General features: G+C 73.6%; 15 protein-coding genes. 5 read left to right on the top strand and 10 right to left on the bottom strand.

Going from position 1 to position 16,622, the window contains the following annotated elements; genetic code table 11:
* From dnaG to ACFP6A_RS11210, 6 genes are all read right to left on the bottom strand, one after another.
* Complete coding sequence (gene dnaG / locus ACFP6A_RS11235) at positions 1-1,860, bottom strand: DNA primase (protein ID WP_379603611.1); 1,860 nt, start codon at positions 1,858-1,860, stop codon at positions 1-3.
* A gap of 23 nt (positions 1,861-1,883) precedes the next feature.
* Entirely contained in the window at positions 1,884-3,101 is a 1,218-nt protein-coding gene (locus ACFP6A_RS11230) for an NAD(P)/FAD-dependent oxidoreductase (RefSeq protein WP_379603610.1), read from the bottom strand.
* Positions 3,102-3,138: 37 nt separating this feature from the next.
* Positions 3,139-4,383, bottom strand: coding sequence for a deoxyguanosinetriphosphate triphosphohydrolase (locus ACFP6A_RS11225; protein ID WP_379603609.1), 1,245 nt, complete (start codon positions 4,381-4,383; stop codon positions 3,139-3,141).
* Positions 4,380-4,982: a YdcF family protein gene (locus tag ACFP6A_RS11220; protein WP_379603608.1), complete on the bottom strand. Its 603-nt coding sequence runs from the start codon at positions 4,980-4,982 to the stop codon at positions 4,380-4,382. Before ACFP6A_RS11220 ends, ACFP6A_RS11225 begins: the two co-directional genes overlap by 4 nt.
* A gap of 52 nt (positions 4,983-5,034) precedes the next feature.
* The gene (gene dusB, locus ACFP6A_RS11215) at positions 5,035-6,198 is read right to left on the bottom strand and encodes a tRNA dihydrouridine synthase DusB (RefSeq protein WP_379603607.1); all 1,164 of its coding nucleotides are present in this window, start codon (positions 6,196-6,198) and stop codon (positions 5,035-5,037) included.
* 115 nt (positions 6,199-6,313) lie between these two features.
* Positions 6,314-7,699 (bottom strand): glycine--tRNA ligase, encoded by a 1,386-nt coding sequence (locus ACFP6A_RS11210; protein WP_379603606.1) that lies wholly within the window; start codon positions 7,697-7,699, stop codon positions 6,314-6,316.
* Between the two features lie 173 nt (positions 7,700-7,872).
* Here ACFP6A_RS11210 and ACFP6A_RS11205 point away from each other — a divergent pair, with 173 nt between their 5' ends.
* The 5 genes from ACFP6A_RS11205 to ACFP6A_RS11185 are packed head-to-tail and all read left to right on the top strand — an operon-like array spanning position 7,873 to position 11,463.
* Complete coding sequence (locus ACFP6A_RS11205) at positions 7,873-8,208, top strand: DUF6703 family protein (RefSeq protein ID WP_379603605.1); 336 nt, start codon at positions 7,873-7,875, stop codon at positions 8,206-8,208.
* A gap of 33 nt (positions 8,209-8,241) precedes the next feature.
* Positions 8,242-9,252: a metal ABC transporter substrate-binding protein gene (locus ACFP6A_RS11200; protein ID WP_379603604.1), complete on the top strand. Its 1,011-nt coding sequence runs from the start codon at positions 8,242-8,244 to the stop codon at positions 9,250-9,252.
* Positions 9,249-10,061 carry a metal ABC transporter ATP-binding protein gene (locus tag ACFP6A_RS11195; RefSeq protein ID WP_379603603.1) on the top strand — a complete coding sequence of 271 codons (813 nt, stop codon included), beginning with the start codon at positions 9,249-9,251 and terminating at the stop codon, positions 10,059-10,061. The genes ACFP6A_RS11200 and ACFP6A_RS11195 overlap by 4 nt, the downstream gene beginning before the upstream one ends.
* 26 nt (positions 10,062-10,087) lie before the next feature.
* The gene (locus ACFP6A_RS11190) at positions 10,088-11,059 is read left to right on the top strand and encodes a metal ABC transporter permease (RefSeq protein WP_379603695.1); all 972 of its coding nucleotides are present in this window, start codon (positions 10,088-10,090) and stop codon (positions 11,057-11,059) included.
* Positions 11,056-11,463 carry a Fur family transcriptional regulator gene (locus ACFP6A_RS11185; protein ID WP_379603602.1) on the top strand — a complete coding sequence of 136 codons (408 nt, stop codon included), beginning with the start codon at positions 11,056-11,058 and terminating at the stop codon, positions 11,461-11,463. The genes ACFP6A_RS11190 and ACFP6A_RS11185 overlap by 4 nt, the downstream gene beginning before the upstream one ends.
* A 33-nt stretch (positions 11,464-11,496) precedes the next feature.
* On the opposite strand, the gene ACFP6A_RS11180 is transcribed toward ACFP6A_RS11185, so the two are convergent.
* From ACFP6A_RS11180 to leuA, 4 genes are all read right to left on the bottom strand, one after another.
* Positions 11,497-12,276, bottom strand: a complete 780-nt coding sequence (locus tag ACFP6A_RS11180; protein WP_379603601.1) for an isoprenyl transferase — start codon at positions 12,274-12,276, stop codon at positions 11,497-11,499.
* A 20-nt stretch (positions 12,277-12,296) separates the two neighbouring features.
* Positions 12,297-13,028, bottom strand: a complete 732-nt coding sequence (gene recO / locus ACFP6A_RS11175; RefSeq protein WP_379603600.1) for a DNA repair protein RecO — start codon at positions 13,026-13,028, stop codon at positions 12,297-12,299.
* A 16-nt stretch (positions 13,029-13,044) separates the two neighbouring features.
* A complete protein-coding gene (locus ACFP6A_RS11170) occupies positions 13,045-14,616 on the bottom strand; it encodes a diguanylate cyclase (RefSeq protein ID WP_379603599.1) in 1,572 nt (523 codons plus the stop codon).
* A gap of 144 nt (positions 14,617-14,760) precedes the next feature.
* Positions 14,761-16,491 carry a 2-isopropylmalate synthase gene (gene leuA, locus ACFP6A_RS11165; protein ID WP_379603598.1) on the bottom strand — a complete coding sequence of 577 codons (1,731 nt, stop codon included), beginning with the start codon at positions 16,489-16,491 and terminating at the stop codon, positions 14,761-14,763.
* Between the last annotated feature and the right edge of the window lie 131 nt (positions 16,492-16,622).

The raw sequence follows: 16,622 nt of genomic DNA, 5'->3' as shown, positions 1-16,622 counted from the left end.
TCAGTCCTCTCGCAGGGCGCGGCGGCGGGCCTCAAGCTCGAACAGCTCACGGTAGACGGCGCTGGCTGCGTCGTCATCGCCGGCGGCCTCGAGCCGCTGCGCCCGGCCCCTCAGCTCCGCCTCGCGGCGCAGCAGGTCGCGGTCGACCGTGTCCCGGACCAGCCCGGCGGCGAGAACCGACACGCCGTCCTCGCCCGTCGCGGGCAGCTCGGCGACGGCCAGCTCGCCGACGAGGGACTGCACCTCCACGGGGGCGTGCTCGCGCACCCGCTCGGCCCAGCCCGGCCCGGCCGCTCGTACGCCGCCGAGAGCCCGGACCGTGTCGTGCAGGACGCGGTGCGCGGGGGCCTGCATCGCCTCGGCGCCCAGGTCGTCGAATGCCGCCGGCACGCGGTGCGGGAACTGCAGCACGGCCTGCAGGAGCTGTCGCTCCGCCCGGACCACCGGGTCCCGCAGGTCGGGGCGGGGCACCTGTGGCGCCGTGGACGCACTCCCGGGGCCACCCCTGGCCACGGCCCCGGACGCCTCGGGGCCCCGGCGCCCGGCGGCGGCGACGGCACGGCGCACCGACTCGACGTCCATGCCGAGCCAGCCGGCGAGCATCCGGGCGTACTCCGGGCGCAGCGACTGGTCGCGGATGCCGGCGACGACCGGAGCTGCCGCTCGCAGTGCCTGCACCCGGCCCTCGGCGGTGTCGAGGTCGAAGCGCCGCAGCGCTGCACGGATGGCGAACTCGAACAGCGGCGTCCGCGTCCGCACCAGCGCCTCGACCGCCTCGTCGCCGCGGGCCAGCCGCAGGTCGCAGGGGTCCATCCCGTCCGGGCTGACGGCGACGTAGGTCTGGGCGACGAACCTCTGGTCCTCGGCGAAGGCCCGCAACGCCGCCTTCTGCCCGGCCTCGTCACCGTCGAAGGTGAACACGACCTCCCCGTGCCGGGCGTCGTCGTCCGCGAGCAGCCGGCGGACCACCTTGATGTGGTCGGCCCCGAAGGCCGTCCCACAGGTGGCGACGGCGGTCGGCACCCCGGCCAGGTGGCAGGCCATGACGTCGGTGTAGCCCTCGACGACGACGACCTGGCGGCGCTTGGCGATCTCCCGCTTGGCCAGGTCGAGCCCGTACAGCACCTGCGACTTGTGGTACACGGGCGTCTCGGGGGTGTTGAGGTACTTGGGTCCGGTGTCCTCCTCGAGCAGCCGCCGGGCGCCGAAGCCGATGACGGCGCCCGTGACGTCGCGGATCGGCCAGACGAGTCGCCCGCGGAAGGCGTCGTAGGCACCGCGGCTGCCGCGGCGAGCCAGCCCCCCGGTGACGAGCTCGTCGTCCCGGAAGCCGCGGCCGCGCAGGTGGCTGACGAGGGAGTCCCAGCCCTGAGGGGCGAACCCGACGCCGAAGTGCTCGGCCGCGGCGCGGTCGAAGCCCCGCCGGCTGAGGAACTCCCGGCCGGGGCGCGCGCCGGGTGCCGTGAGCTGCTCGGCGTAGAACTCGGCGGCGACGGCGTGCGCGTCGAGCAGGCGCTGGCGGCGGCCGACGTCCTGGGGACGCGGACCGTCCCCGTCCTCGTAGCGGAGGGTGACCCCGGCGCGGGCCGCGAGCCGTTCGACCACCTCGGTGAAGGACTGGTGGTCGACCTTCTGCAGGAAGGAGAACACGTCGCCGCCCTCACCGCAGCCGAAGCAGTGCCACAGCCCGACGTGGGGGCGGACGTGGAAGGACGGGGTTCGCTCGTCGTGGAACGGGCACAGCCCCTTGAGGGACCCGACGCCGCCGGGCTTGAGCGTGACGTGCTCACCGACCACGTCCTCGATCCGCACGCGCTCACGGACCAGGTCGATGTCCTCGCGCCGGATCCGCCCTGCCACGACGTGAGTCTAGGCGGGCCGACTCACAGCGCCGCCAGGTCGGTCCCCTCGTCGGCGAGCGCCGCGACGTCCACGACCACACGGTCCTCGACGAGACGCTTCACGGCGTCCGCCTCGCCCCAGCGGTTGACGTGCATCCCCGCGTGCACGGCACCGTCGACCAGCCAGAACGCGGCGAAGTCGGCGTCCTGCGGTCGCCCCCGGACGACGAGGTCGGCCTCGTCAGGATCGACCCAGCCGCGGTACTCCATCGCGACGTCGTACTGGTCGGTGAAGAAGAACGGCGGCCGGGCCCACTCCTCCCCCGCACCAGCCATCGAGCGGCCGGCGAAGGCGCCCTGGTCCTGCGCGTTGGCCCAGTGCTCGACCCGCAGCCGCCGCCCGGCCCACGCGTTGTCCGCGTTGGCGACGTCCCCGGCGGCCCACACGTACGGGTCCGAGGTGCGCAGGCGGCCGTCGGTGACGATCCCGTCGACGACCTCGAGCCCGGCGCTGAGCGCCAGCTCCGAGCGGGGCCCGACCCCGACGGCAGCCAGCACGGCCCGGGCCGGGATCTCCTCGCCGTCCTCGGTGACGACCGCCTCGACGTCGAAGTCGCCGCGCAGGCGCGCCACCCGGGCCCCGGTGCGGACGTCGACCCCGTGGCGGCGGTGGAGGTCGGCGAACCAGCCGCCCATCGGGTCACCGAGGACGCGGCGCAGCGGTACCGGCCCCTGCTCGAGCACGGTGACCTCGACCCCACGGGTGCGGGCCACGGCGGCGACCTCCAAGCCGATCCACCCGCCGCCGACGATGACGAGCGGACCGCCCTGCGCGAGCACGTCTCGCAGGTCCTCGCTGTCGTCGACGGTTCGCAGGTAGTGGACGCCCCGCAGCCGGGAGCCCTCCACGCCGAGCCGGTTGGGGGTGCTGCCGGTGGCGAGCAGGAGCCGGTCGTACCCGAGCGGGCTCCCGTCGGACAGCCGCAGCTGGCGGGTGGCGGTGTCGAGGTGGGTCGCGGTGACGCCGAGCCGCAGCTCGACCCCGTGCTCGTCGTACCAGTCGGCGTCCAGGGCGGCGAGCTCGTCGCGGTCCTTCTCCCCGGCGAGGAACGCCTTGGACAGGTCGGGTCGCTCGTAGGGGCGGTAGGGCTCCTCGGCGACGAGGACGACGTCGCCGTCCTCGCCGGACTCCCGCAGGGCCTGTGCGGCCCGCGCCGCGGTCAGCCCGCCGCCCACGATCACGTACGTCTGCCGGCTCATTCTCCTACTCTCCCAGACTCGGCCCGGTGAGGACGCGTCAGCGGCACAGACGCCGGTGCCAGGCGGCCGCGCTGGCGTCGGTGAGCGCGGCCACCTGGTCGATGACCACCCGGAGCCGGGCGCCGTCGTCCTCGGCGGCTCGCCAGTCGTCGGCGTAGGCGGGTTCGAGCACGTCGGGTGCGCGGTCGAGCAGCGCGGCGACGAGCTCCTCGAGCAGGTCCTGCTGAAGGCGGTAGCCGGGCTGACGGTCGTCGGCGGTCATCACGAACACGGCGGCGAGGCCCTTGAGGACGGCGATCTCGTGCAGGGTCGTGGTCGGGACGGTGACGTCTGCGCCGTAGCGAGCGAGCCGGCCGGGGCCGGTGACGGCCCGGGTGGCCCGCTCGGCGGCCGCGCTGAACCGGCCGATCAGCTGGCTGGTGGCGTCCTTGAGCGCGGCGAGGCCTCGCCGTCCGTGGTCGAACTCGCCGACCCAGTAGGGCGCGGCGCGCAACCGGGTGAGGGCGTCGGCGAGTGCGGCGGGGTCGGCACCTGGCAGGTACCACCGACGGGTCAGGTCGACGACCCGCTCGACCACCTCGCCGTCGCCGAGCACCCGCGGGTCCAGACGGCCGGACACGACGGCGTCCTCGACGTCGTGCACGGAGTACGCGATGTCGTCGGCGAGGTCCATCACCTGGGCCTCCAGGCAGCGGCGTCCAGGCGGGGCGCCGTCGCGCAGCCAGTCGAAGACGTCCTCGTCCTCGGCGTAGACACCGAACTTCCCCCCGCCCCGGGGGTCCTCACCCCGCCGCCAGGGGTACTTGGTGGCGGCGTCGAGGCTGGCCCGGGTGAGGTTGAGCCCAGCCGGCCGACCGGACCGCGGGTCGACCACCTTGGGCTCGAGCCGGGTGAGCAGCCGCAGCGTCTGGGCGTTGCCCTCGAACCCCCCGACACCGGCGGCGAGCCGGTTCAGCACGCGCTCGCCGTTGTGCCCGAACGGCGGGTGCCCGAGGTCGTGCGCCAGGCAGGCGGCGTCGACGACGTCGGGGTCGCAGCCCAGCGCGGCCGCCAGCTCCCGGCCCACCTGGGCCACCTCGAGGCTGTGGGTGAGCCGGGTGCGGGCGAAGTCGTCGGTGCCCGGGCCCACGACCTGGGTCTTGCCGCCGAGCCGGCGCAGGGCCGAGGAGTGCAGCACCCGCGCCCGGTCGCGGGCGAAGTCCCCGCGCGTGGAACGCTTGACCGGCTCGACGACCCACCGCCGCCGGTCCGACCCGGAGTACGGGTCCGGCGCGGCGCTCACGTCGTCACCCGCTGCCACAGCCAGTACAGGTAGGCGCCGGTCTCGCGGACCACGTACGGGACGGCGGCGCCGAGCCCGTCGTTGGACGGCCCGGTGCGAGTAGGCGAGCCGAACGCCTCGGCCCCCTGCTGGCGGAGCATCTCGGTGGCCCGCAGCTCGTGCCACGGGTCGGTGACGACGACCGCGCTGTCCCATCCCTCGTCCCGCATCCGGACGGCGACCGCGCTCATCGACGCGAGGGTGTTCCCCCCGACCGGGACGGCGACGACGTCCTGCGGCGCCACACCACGCTCGACGAGCCAGTCACGACCGGCCTCGGCCTCGGTGAACCGGTCGCCCGGCTGGGCGCCGCCGACCGTGATGACGCGAGGCGCGACGCCCTCACGGTGCAGCGTGAGGGCGTGCTCGAGTCGCGCGGCGAGGTAGGGCTGCGGGCGGCCGTCGTACTGGGCGGCGCCGAGCACGACGATGGCGTCCGCGGGCCGGCGGTCGTCCGAGCGGGCCTCGACCACGATCCGGGTGGCGACCACCCCGGCCACCAGCACGCCGACCACGACCACGGCCGTCACCAGCCGGGCCAGCAGTCCGACCAGCCGCATCGTGCTCCTCTCCGCATCCCGGCGGGACGGGGCGGCGCCGGGCAGAGGCAGGCTAACCGCCGCTGACCGACAGCTCGGCGTCGCGGACGACGTCCAGGGCCGGCCCGGTCAGCTCACGGTGGTCCAGCCAGCCGTCGGGAAGGGCGACCCGCTTGGCCGCGGCCGTGCGCCCGCGAGGCCCCTCGGCAGGCGCCCCGGGCCACGGCTGGTCCCGGTCCACCGTGGCCAGCAGGTCGTCGAGCTGGGCGAGCGACTCGACCAGGCCCAGCGCGGCACGGGTCTGCTGGCCGACGACGAACCCCTTGAGGTACCAGGCGACGTGCTTGCGGATGTCCCGGCAGGCCTTGAGCTCCTCGCCGTAGTGCTCGGCGAGCAGGTGCGCGTGCCGTCGCAGGGTGTCCGCGACCGTGCCGAGGTCGGGTCGGACCCGGGCCGGGTCGCCGGTGAACGCGGCGGCGAGGTCGGCGAACAGCCACGGGCGGCCGAGGCACCCGCGGCCGACGACGACGCCGTCGCACCCCGTCGCGCGGACCATCTCGACGGCGTCCTCGGCGGACCAGATGTCACCGTTGCCGAGGACCGGGACGTCGGTGACGACCTCCTTGAGCCGGGCGATCGCCGTCCAGTCCGCGGTGCCGGAGTAGAACTGCGCGGCGGTCCGGGCGTGCAGAGCGACGGCTGCGGCGCCCTCGCCCTCCGCGGCCCGGCCGGCCTCGAGGTAGGTGAGGTGCTCGTCGTCCACGCCGGTGCGCATCTTCACCGTGACCGGGACACCGGCGGGCTCGGCGGCCCGGACGGCGCCGCGCACGATGGCGGTGAACAGCCCGGTCTTCCACGGCAGCGCGGAGCCGCCGCCCTTGCGGGTGACCTTGGCGACGGGGCAGCCGAAGTTGAGGTCCACGTGGTCGGCCAGGTCCTCCTCGACGAGCATCCGGACGGCGGCCGCGACGGTGACCGGGTCGACGCCGTAGAGCTGGACGCTGCGGGGACTCTCGTCCGGGTCGTGCCGGATGAGGCGCATCGACTCCGGGGTGCGTTCGAGAAGCGCACGTGAGGTGACCATCTCGCTGACGTAGACCCCGGCGCCGAACTCCCGGCACAGGCGGCGGAAGGCCTGGTTCGTGATACCGGCCATCGGCGCGAGCACCACCGGGACAGGGGCGGTGTGCGGACCGATCCGCAGTGGAGGCGCGAGGGCCTCGGAGGCGGTGGGCATGCCCCTAGTGTGCGGTAGCTGAGGTTGCGGCATCTGAGGTTGCGGCAGCTGAGGGTGCGGCATCGCGACGTCCTCTTGAGCGCCACGGCGTCGCACCGTGACGTCGGCGCAGAGGTCAGCAGCCACCGAGGCGGGCGGCGAGGTAGGAGCGCACCTGGGAGAGGCTCACCCGTTCCTGGCGCATGCTGTCGCGCTCGCGGACGGTGACGCTGTCGTCGTCCAGGGTGTCGAAGTCGACCGTGATGCAGAACGGCGTGCCGATCTCGTCCTGGCGGCGGTAGCGCCGTCCGATGGCGCCGGCGTCGTCGAACTCGATGTTCCAGCTGCGCCGCAGCTCGGCGGCGAGGTCACGCGCCTTCGGGGAGAGCGACTCGTTGCGCGACAACGGCAGTACGGCTGCCTTGACGGGTGCGAGTCGGGGGTCGAGACGTAGCACCACCCGCTTGTCGACGCCGCCCTTGGCGTTCGGCGCCTCGTCCTCTGCGTAGGCCTCGAGCAGGAACGCCATCATCGGCCGGCCCACGCCGGCCGCGGGCTCGATGACGTACGGCGTCCAGCGCTCGTTGCGGCTCTGGTCGAAGTACGACATGTCGACGCCGGAGTGCTTCGCGTGGGTGGACAGGTCGAAGTCGGTGCGGTTGGCGATGCCCTCGAGCTCCCCCCACGGCGAGCCGGGGAACTCGAACCGGTACTCGATGTCGACGGTTCGCTTGGAGTAGTGGGAGAGCTTGTCCTTGGGGTGCTCGTACTCCCGGAGGTTCTCTCGGGCGATGCCCAGGTCGACGTACCAGGCCATCCGCTCGTCGATCCAGTACTGGTGCCACTCCTCGTCCGTACCGGGCTCGACGAAGAACTCCATCTCCATCTGCTCGAACTCGCGGGTGCGGAAGATGAAGTTGCCGGGGGTGATCTCGTTGCGGAACGACTTGCCGATCTGGCCGATGCCGAACGGCGGCTTCTTGCGCGCCGTCGTCATGACGTTGAGGAAGTTGATGAAGATGCCCTGCGCGGTCTCCGGGCGCAGGTAGTGCAGACCCGCCTCGTCCTCCACCGGCCCGAGGTACGTCTTGAGCATCATGTTGAACTCACGTGGCTCGGTCCACGCCCCGCGGACCCCGCAGTTCGGGCACGCGATCTCGCTGAGGTCCTTCGCCGGGCGGCCCTTCTTCTCCGCGAACTCCTCGAGCATGTGGTCGGCCCGGAACCGCTTGTGGCACGACTGGCACTCGGTCAGCGGGTCGTGGAACGCCTCCAGGTGGCCGCTGGCGACCCACGTCTGGCGGGGCAGGATCACCGAGGAGTCCAGGCCGACGACGTCCTCCCGGCCGGTCACCATCGACTGCCACCACTGCCGCTTGAGGTTCTCCTTGAGCTCGACACCGAGCGGGCCGTAGTCCCACGCAGACCTCGTCCCGCCGTAGATCTCCCCGCTGGGGAAGACGAAGCCGCGGCGCTTGGCGAGGCTGACGACGGTGTCGATGCGGCTGCTGGGACTGGCCACGCAGGATCACTCCATCCGGCTGGGTGTCGGTGGGTCTGGAAGCAGGCGGGTCAGGTTACCCGGCGGCACGACCGCGCCCGTGCCCAGTCCCACCTGTCAGCTCGGCCAGTGCGGGGTTCGCACACCCAGCGGCGGTGACCCGGCCCGAATCGAGCCGGTTCTGCAGCCTGTAGGTGTGCGAACCCCAGCCCACGGGCCAGGATGCTCGCATGCCCGTCCCCGACCGCCGCCGCCGGATCGAGGCCGCCTCCGTGCCCGTGCTCAGGCGCCTCGCCGGGTACCCGCGGTGGCTGCTCGCCGCCGTCGTCGGACTGCTCCTCGCCGTCGCCCTCGTCACCGGCCGCTGGTGGTCGACGCTGCTGCTCGTCCCGGTGCTGGCGGTGCTCGGCTGGCTGGCCTACCTGGCCTGGCCGCGGCTCAGCGGGGGTGAGCGGGCAGTCCGGCTGATCGTCCTCGGCGCCCTCACCGCGTGGCTGCTAGCCCGAGCAGCGGGGGGACCCGCGATTTGACGACCGGGAGCCCTCGAACTGAGAATGGTTTTCATGCTTAGCCGTCAGCGCTCCCACCTGCACCTCCTCGGCCTGACCGCCGGCGCCCTCCTGCTGGCCGGCTGCGCGGACGACGCCGCGCCGTCGTCCGCGCCGACGACGACCGCGGCGGCGACCGGCGGGGTCGTCGAGGTGGCGGCCGGCTTCTACCCGCTCGCCTACGTGGCAGAGGCCGTCGGCGGGGCCCGGGTGTCCGTGACGAACCTGACCCGTCCCGGTGCCGAGCCGCACGACCTCGAGCTCGCTCCCCGGGACGTCGCGATGCTGACCGAGGCGGACCTCGTCGTCCACCTGGCCGGGATGCAGCCCGCCGTCGACGACGCGGTCGCCGCCGAGGACGTCGTGGCGTTCGACGTCACCGAGGCCGCCGACCTGTCCCTGACGTACCGCCCGGGCGCCCACGAGGACGAGCATCCCGAGGACGACGGGCACGCCGACGAGGACGAGCACGCCGACGACAAGGACGGCGAGGAGGGCGAGGAGACCGTCGACCCGCACTTCTGGCTCGACCCCCTCCGGCTGGCAGCGGTCGGCGAGGCGGTGGCCGAGCGGCTCGCCGAGGTCGACCCGGCCGGTGCGCAGGAGTACGCGGCGGGAGCCGAGGACCTCACCGCCGAGCTGACCGCCCTGGACGCCGAGCTCGCAGCCGGACTGTCGGACTGCCGGGTCCCCGTGCTCGTCACCAGCCACAACGCCTTCGGGTACCTCGCCGACCGCTACGGTTTCGAGCAGGTCGGGATCAGCGGGCTCAGCCCGGAGGACGAGCCGGACCCGCGCACCGTCGCCGAGGTCGCCGAGCTGGTGCAGGAGCGAGGGGTGACAACCGTGTACTCCGAGACGCTCGTCGACCCTGCTGTGGCGCAGACCGTCGCGGACGAGGCCGGGGCCCAGGTGGCCGTCCTCGACCCGCTGGAGGGCCTGACCGACGCCAGCGCCGGCGACGACTACCCCTCGGTGATGCGCGCGAACCTCGAGGTGCTGCGTGCGGGGCAGGAGTGCGCGTGAGCCTGCCCCCGGGAGCACCGGTGATCGAGGCCCGGCGGCTCACCGTCGGCTACGGCGACACTCCCGTCGTCCGGGACGTCGACCTCGTCGTCCGGGCCGGCGACACCCTGGCCGTGCTGGGGTCCAACGGGTCCGGCAAGACGACCCTGGTCCGGGGCATCCTCGGCCTCGCCACCCTGATGGGCGGCCGGCTCACGCTGTTCGGCGTGCCCGCCGAGAAGTTCACCGAGCGCGCCCGGATCGGCTACGTCCCGCAGCGGCACACCCTCGGTGCCGGGGCGCCGGCGACTGTCCGGGAGATCGTCGCCACGGGGCGGCTGGCCCGGCGCGGCTGGTTCGGGCGGGCGAGCGCCGCGGACCGCTCCGCCGTCGACGCGGCGATCGCCACCGTCGGTCTCGCGGACCGGGCGACGGCGAGCGTGCACGAGCTCTCCGGTGGCCAGCAGCGTCGGGTGCTCATCGCCCGGGCGCTGGCGGCCGAGCCGGAGGTGCTGGTCATGGACGAGCCGACGGCAGGCGTGGACGTGGCCAACCAGGAGGCGTTCGCCGAGACGCTGCGCCTGCTCGCGACCCGCGGAGTCACGCTGCTCGTCGTCACGCACGACGTGGGTCCGCTCCGCAGCGTGATGCGCCGCGCGGTCGTCGTGCGCGACGGCCGGATCGTCTACGACGGGCCGTGCCAGCAGGACCTCGGGGCCACCGCCCACGACCACCACGACCACGCCCACCACGACGACGACCCGGCGCCGGGCACCGACCCGCAGCGGGTGGCCGGGCTCGACCAGCCACTCGGACGGTGGACGCCGTGACCCCGGAGATCCTCCAGTACGAGTTCATGCAGCGGGCGCTGCTCGCCGCCCTGCTCGTCGGCCTGGCCGCCCCTCTCGTCGGGGTGTTCCTCGTCCAGCGCCGCCTCGCGCTCATCGGCGACGGCCTCGGGCACGTGGCCCTGGCCGGGGTCGCGGCGGGCCTGCTGACCGGCACCGCCCCGGTGTGGACGGCGCTCGTCGCGGCGGTGGGCGCGGCGGTCCTCATCGAGGTGGTACGCGCCGGGGGCCGCTCCAGCGGGGACGTCGTGCTCGCCGTCCTGTTCTACGGGGGCATCGCCGGCGGCGTCGTGCTGATCAGCCTGTCACCGGAGGGGTCGGCGGCCAACCTCACCGCCTACCTGTTCGGGTCGATCACGACGACGAGCGCCTCCGACGTCACCGTGTTCGCCGTGCTCACCGCCGTCGTCCTGGCTGCTGCCGTGATCCTCACCCCACGGCTGTTCGCCGTCACCACCGACGAGGAGTTCGCCCGGGCTGCCGGGCTGCGGCCGTTCACCGTCAACGTCATCCTGGCCGTCCTGGTGGCCACCACGGTCGTCGTGTCGATGCGGACCGTCGGCCTGCTGCTCATCAGCGCCCTCATGGTCGTGCCGAACGCTGCCGCGCAGCAGATCCACCGCAGCTTCCGGGCGGCGCTGCTCACCGCGGTGGGCATCGGACTGGTGACGAGCACCGGCGGCGTCGTCGTGTCGTTCTACGCGGACACTCCCAGCGGCGGCACCATCGTCCTGCTCGGGATCGCGGTGTTCGTCGCCGCGACTGCGGCGCGCGCCGTCCGGGACGCCGTGGCGACCCGGCGGCACCGGAGCGCGGAACGGCACTCCGAGCACGAGCACGGGCCCGACTGCGGGCACGAGGCGCTGCCGCACGACGACCACGTCGACTACCTGCACGACGGGCACCGGCACGCCCCGCACGGCGACCACTACGACGAGCACACCTACGGCCAGGAGCAGCAGACCGGAGGCCGACCATGAGCCCCGCCGCTCGGCGCAGGGCCTCCCCGCAGCGGGTGGCCGTCGAGGACCTGCTGCGCAGCACCGAGGGGTTCACCAGCGCCCAGGACCTGCACGCCCGGCTGCGCCAGCGCGGCGACCGGGTGGGCCTGGCCACGGTCTACCGTGCCCTGCAGTCGCTCGCCGAGGAGGGCGCCGTCGACGTGCTGCGCACCGACGACGGCGAGGCGCTCTACCGACGGTGCAGCACCAGCCACCACCACCACCTCGTGTGCCGGGTGTGCGGGCGCACGGTCGAGGTCGAGGGCCGCCCGGTGGAGCGGTGGGCGGTGCAGGTGGCCGCCGAGCACGGCTTCGCCGACGTCGACCACGTCGTCGAGGTGTTCGGCACCTGCGCGGACTGTGCCCGGCGACAGAGCCGCTGAGAACCTCCCGGCAGGTGTGGACCTCCCGGCAGGTCAGCCGTCCGGGGTGTCCACCGCGTCCACCGCTGCCCCGTACCGACGGTCCCGGCGCGCGTAGTGCTCGACGGCCCGCCACAGGTGCCGGCGGTCCACGTCGGGCCACAGCGTGTCGAGGAAGACGAGCTCGGCGTAGGCCGACTGCCACAGCAGGAAGTTCGACGTCCGCTGCTCACCGCTGGTGCGGATGAACAGGTCGACGTCCGGCAGGTCCGGCTCGTCGAGGTACCGGGCGACCGTCGTCTCGTCCACCCGCGCGGGGTCGAGCCTGCCGGCCGCCGCGTCGACGGCGATGGCCCGGGCAGCGTCGGCGAGCTCGGCCCGCCCGCCGTAGTTGACGCACATCGTGAGCGTGAGGACGTCGTTGCCGGCGGTGAGCCGCTCGGCCTCCTCGAGCTCACGGACGACGCTCGCCCACAGCCGCGGCCGGCGTCCGGCCCAGCGCACTCGCACCCCCCAGGCGTTCATCTGGTCCCGTCGTCGGCGCAGCACGTCCCGGTTGAACCCCATCAGGAAGCGCACCTCCTCCGGGGAGCGCTTCCAGTTCTCGGTGGAGAACGCGTACGCGGACACGTGGGTGATACCGATCTCGATCGCTCCGGCGACGACGTCCAGGAGTGCGGCCTCGCCGGCCTCGTGGCCGGCGGTCCGCGGCAGCCCGCGGGCGTTGGCCCACCGGCCGTTGCCGTCCATGACGACGGCGACGTGCCGCGGCACCAGGGCAGCAGGCACGGCAGGCGGCCGCGCCCCGCTCGGGTGCGGTGGCGGCGGGGTCACCGGTCGACCACGCGCGCCCTTCACGGGCGGTCCACGAGCCGCAGGGAGCGGACGCCGCGCTCCAGGTGCCACTGCAGGTAGGCAGCCACGAGGCCGCTGCCCTCACGCCGCTCACGGGGGCCGCTGGCGTCGGCCAGCGCCCAGTCGCCGGAGAGCAGCGCTGCCAACAGCTCAAGAGTGGCGGGGGCAGGAGCCGCTGCACCGGGCGGGCGGCACGAGGGACAGGCGGCGCCACCGAGGGCGACGGCGAACGCTCGGTGCGGCCCGGGGGCGCCGCAACGGGCGCAGTCGGTGAGGCTGGCCGCCCAGCCGGCCACCGCCATCGACCGCAGCAGGAACGCGTCGAGGACGAGCTCCGGGTCGTGCTCGCGGCGGACGAGGGTGCGCAGCCCGCCCAGGAGCAGCAGGTACTGCTGGGTGGCCGGCTCGCGCTCCTCGGCGGTCAGTCGCTCGGCGGTCTCGGCCATGGCGGTCGCCGTCGTCCACAACGGGTAGTCCTCGGCGATCGTGCGCCCGTACGGGGAGAGCGTCTCGGCCTGGGTGACGATGTCGAGCGAGCGCCCGGTGTAGAGCTGCAGGTCGACGTGCATGAACGGCTCGACCCGGGCCCCGAACCGGCTGGACGTCCGACGGACCCCCTTGGCGACGGCGCGGACCCGGCCGTGGTGGCGGGTGAGCAGGGTGACGATGCGGTCGGCCTCGCCCAGCTTCTGGGTGCGCAGGACGACGGCCTCGTCGCGGTACAGGCTCACCGCAGCATCATCCCGCTCAGGAGATGACGACGCGGTCCCGGCCGGCGCGCTTGGCCGCGAGCATCGCCTGGTCGGCGGCGGTGAGGGCGTCGTCGGGGTCGGCGGCGCGGGCCACGCCCAGAGAGACGGTGATCTCCAGCCCGGGGTGCAGCCGCTGCCAGTCGTGGTCGCGGACCGCGTGCAGCAGCCGGTGGGCGATGTCGTCGGCGGCCTCCACGCCGTCGTCGGTGACCAGGACGACGAACTCGTCACCGCCGTAGCGGATGACGGTGTCACCGGCTCGGCAGTGCTGACGCAGGATGTCGGCCATCTCCAGCAGGACGCTGTCCCCGACGGCGTGCGAGTACACGTCGTTGACGTCCTTGAACCGGTCGATGTCGACGAACACGGCGCACATCCGCTCACCGGCCCGCGACACCGCCTCGGTCAGCGCCCGCCGGTTGCCCAGCCCGGTCAGCGGGTCGGCGAGCACCTCCCGCCCCACCCGCTGGTGCTCCTCGGTGAGCTCCCACAGCCGCTGCCGGTCGGTCAGCGCGGCGAACCGTGACTCCCGCTCCCCCCAGCTGCGGGCGAAGCCCTCCCGGGCCATCGCCTTCCAGATGCCGACGGCCGGGTGCTTGCCGAGCTCGCCGACGTAGGCGTCGGCAACCGCGTTCATGGCGGTCGCCATCCACACGTCCCGGTGGGCGCTCCTGGCGCCCTCGTAGGCAGCGGTCAACGGCTCGCGGGCGGCGACGTAGTCACCGGCCTCCAGCAGCTCACCGCCCAGGACGAGCCAGCGCAGCTGGGTCTCGACGAGCTCGTCGCGCAGCCGGAACGCGTTCTCGACGCCGCGGACGCGGGCCGCCGCCAGGGCCCGCTCCCCCAGCCGGGACATCGCGAAGGCCTCCAGGACGTCGGCCCGGGCGCACAGCTCGACGTCACCGAGGCGGGTGGCGTGCCGGGACATCCGGCGGGCCTCCTGTGCGCACCGGACGAAGCGAGTGCGAGCTCCTGCGCCGTCGCCGACGAGCTCGAGCGTGGCGCCCCACCGGGCGTACAGGGCGGCGCACTCCTGGGCGCGGTGCACCTCGACGTCGTCGACGTCGGTCTCCCACAGCGTGGTGAGCAGGGCCTCGGCCTCCTCGTACAGGTACACCTCGCGCAGCGCGATCGCGACCGCCATCCGCGCCGACATCGCGTTGTAGCTGCCGCGCGCCAGCCGGGGCACCTGCCAGACCGCTTCGGCGAGGGCGTCCAGCGCCCGGTTCAGCTCGCCGCTGGCCGCGGCCGACTCGGCGAGCAGGGCGAGGCCCTTGGCCCGCCACTCCGCCTCGTCGTCCACGGCGAGCTCGTCGAGCAGGTCCATCGCGGCGCTCACCGCGGAGCGCCGCCGGCCTGACTCCAGCAGGGCGACGCCCTCGACGTAGCGCAGGAACCGCACGCTCGCCCCGTCCCCGGCCGCCTGGGCGAGCGGGAGGGCCTCCCTGCAGGCGCGGACCGCCTCGTCGCTCATCCCGTCGATGTAGAACCGGTGCGCCCGCGCGACGAGGGGCTGGAACGGCCCGAAGCCGTCCAGCCGTACCAGCGCGCTCTGCTGCTCCTCCACGTCCGCCCCCGGTCTGCTCCGCCACCGGCGGAGGCGTCCCCCGTTCCGACACGGCACCACGGGTACCACTCGGTAACACTCTGCCAGGTCCGGACGATGTCTCCCCTCATCCACGCCGGACGACTGTGGACGACGACGCGATTTTCACCCTCTTGCCGCACGGTTGACCGCTGAGACGACGGCCTTGAGCGAGGCCGTGACGATGTTGGAGTCCAGGCCGACCCCCCACAGCACCCGGTCCCCGACAGCGCACTCGACGTAGGCGGCGGCGGTCGCGTCGCCGCCGGCGCCCATCGCGTGCTCGTGGTAGTCCAGCACCCGGACGTCGACGCCCACCTGGGCCAGGGCGGCGACGAACGCGGCGATCGGCCCGTTCCCGGTGGCCTCGAGGGTGCGCTCCTCGCCGTCCACCTGGAGGTCGACGGCGAGCCGGTCGGCGCCCTCCACCTCGGTGGACTGCCGGATACCACGCAGTGCGAACCGCCCCCAGCCGCGCTCGCCCTCGGGAGCGGGAAGGTACTCGTCGGCGAAGATGGCGTAGATCTCGTCGGCGGAGATCTCGCCGCCCTCGTCGTCCGTGCGCCGCTGGACGATCTGGCTGAGCTCGATCTGCAGCCGGCGGGGCAGGTCCAGGTGGTGCTCGGTCTTCATCAGGTAGGCGACGCCGCCCTTGCCGGACTGGCTGTTCACCCGGATGACGGCCTCGTAGCTGCGCCCGACGTCCCGCGGGTCGATGGGCAGGTAGGGCACACCCCACACCAGCTCGTCGACGTCCCGGCCCTCGGTCTGCGCCCGACGCGCCATGGCCGCGAACCCCTTGTTGATGGCGTCCTGGTGGGAGCCGGAGAAGGCGGTGTAGACGAGGTCGCCGCCGTAGGGGTGCCGCTCGTGCACCGGCAGCTGGTTGCAGTACTCGACGGTGCGCCGGATCTCGTCGATGTCGGAGAAGTCGATCTGCGGGTCGATGCCCTGGCTGAACAGGTTGAGGCCCAGCGTCACCAGGCAGACGTTGCCGGTGCGCTCCCCGTTGCCGAACAGGCAGCCCTCGATGCGGTCGGCGCCCGCCAGGTAGCCCAGCTCCGCGGCTGCGACGGCGGTGCCCCGGTCGTTGTGCGGGTGCAGGCTGAGCACGACGTTCTCGCGGTGGGCGAGGTGCCGGTTCATCCACTCGATGGAGTCGGCGTAGACGTTCGGCGTGGCCATCTCCACGGTGGCCGGGAGGTTGATGATGACCTTGCGCTCCGGGGTCGGCTCGAAGACCTCCAGCACCGCGTTGCAGATCCGGACGGCGAACTCCAGCTCGGTGCCGGTGTAGGACTCCGGGGAGTACTCGTAGTAGACGGTGGTCCCGGGCACCGTCTCCTCGAGCTTGCGGCACAGCCGGGCGCCCTGGAGGGCGATGTCGACGATGCCGTCCTCGTCCATCCCGAACACGACGTCGCGCTGCAGCACGGACGTGGAGTTGTAGAGGTGGACGATCGCCTGCTTGGCACCCCGGATGGCCTCGTAGGTGCGCTCGATGAGGTGGTCCCGGGACTGCGTCAGCACCTGGATCACCACGTCGTCGGGGATCAGGTCCTCCTCGATGAGCTGACGGACGAAGTCGAAGTCCGTCTGGCTCGCCGCGGGGAAGCCGACCTCGATCTCCTTGTAGCCCATCCGGACGAGCAGCTCGAACATCCGCCGCTTGCGCTCGGGGCTCATCGGGTCGATGAGGGCCTGGTTGCCGTCCCGCAGGTCGACGGCGCACCAGCGTGGGGCCGTGGTGATCCGGCGCTGCGGCCAGGTGCGGTCGGGCAGGTCGACGACGATCTGCTCGTGGAAGGGGCGGTACCGGTGGACGGACATGCCCGAGGGCTGCTGAGGGTTGCGCATGGGTTGTGGCCTTCCGCTCGTGCGGGGCGCCCGGGGAATCGGGCGGCGGCCGGGGACGACGGCACTCCGCGACGAGGGGGCCGGCCTGGACTACAGGCCCTCGCCGCGGCAGCCAAGGAGGAGGCGCGCTG

It is taken from the genome of Quadrisphaera sp. GCM10027208 (genome assembly GCF_042658805.1).
In the GTDB taxonomy this organism is placed as follows: domain Bacteria; phylum Actinomycetota; class Actinomycetes; order Actinomycetales; family SCSIO-59966; genus SCSIO-59966.
Note: the sequence above shows the minus strand (reverse complement) of the source record. Positions and strands in the feature narration are given on the sequence as shown.

What these genes read in the sequence shown, in the direction of transcription:
- ACFP6A_RS11230 (WP_379603610.1), bottom strand. Translation starts at nt 3,101, where the DNA reads ATGAGCCGGCAGACGTACGTGATCGTGGGCGGCGGGCTGACCGCGGCG.
- ACFP6A_RS11220 (WP_379603608.1), bottom strand. Translation starts at nt 4,982, where the DNA reads ATGCGGCTGGTCGGACTGCTGGCCCGGCTGGTGACGGCCGTGGTCGTG.
- dusB (WP_379603607.1), bottom strand. Translation starts at nt 6,198, where the DNA reads ATGCCCACCGCCTCCGAGGCCCTCGCGCCTCCACTGCGGATCGGTCCG.
- ACFP6A_RS11200 (WP_379603604.1), top strand. Translation starts at nt 8,242, where the DNA reads ATGCTTAGCCGTCAGCGCTCCCACCTGCACCTCCTCGGCCTGACCGCC.
- ACFP6A_RS11190 (WP_379603695.1), top strand. Translation starts at nt 10,088, where the DNA reads ATGCAGCGGGCGCTGCTCGCCGCCCTGCTCGTCGGCCTGGCCGCCCCT.
- ACFP6A_RS11185 (WP_379603602.1), top strand. Translation starts at nt 11,056, where the DNA reads ATGAGCCCCGCCGCTCGGCGCAGGGCCTCCCCGCAGCGGGTGGCCGTC.
- leuA (WP_379603598.1), bottom strand. Translation starts at nt 16,491, where the DNA reads ATGCGCAACCCTCAGCAGCCCTCGGGCATGTCCGTCCACCGGTACCGC.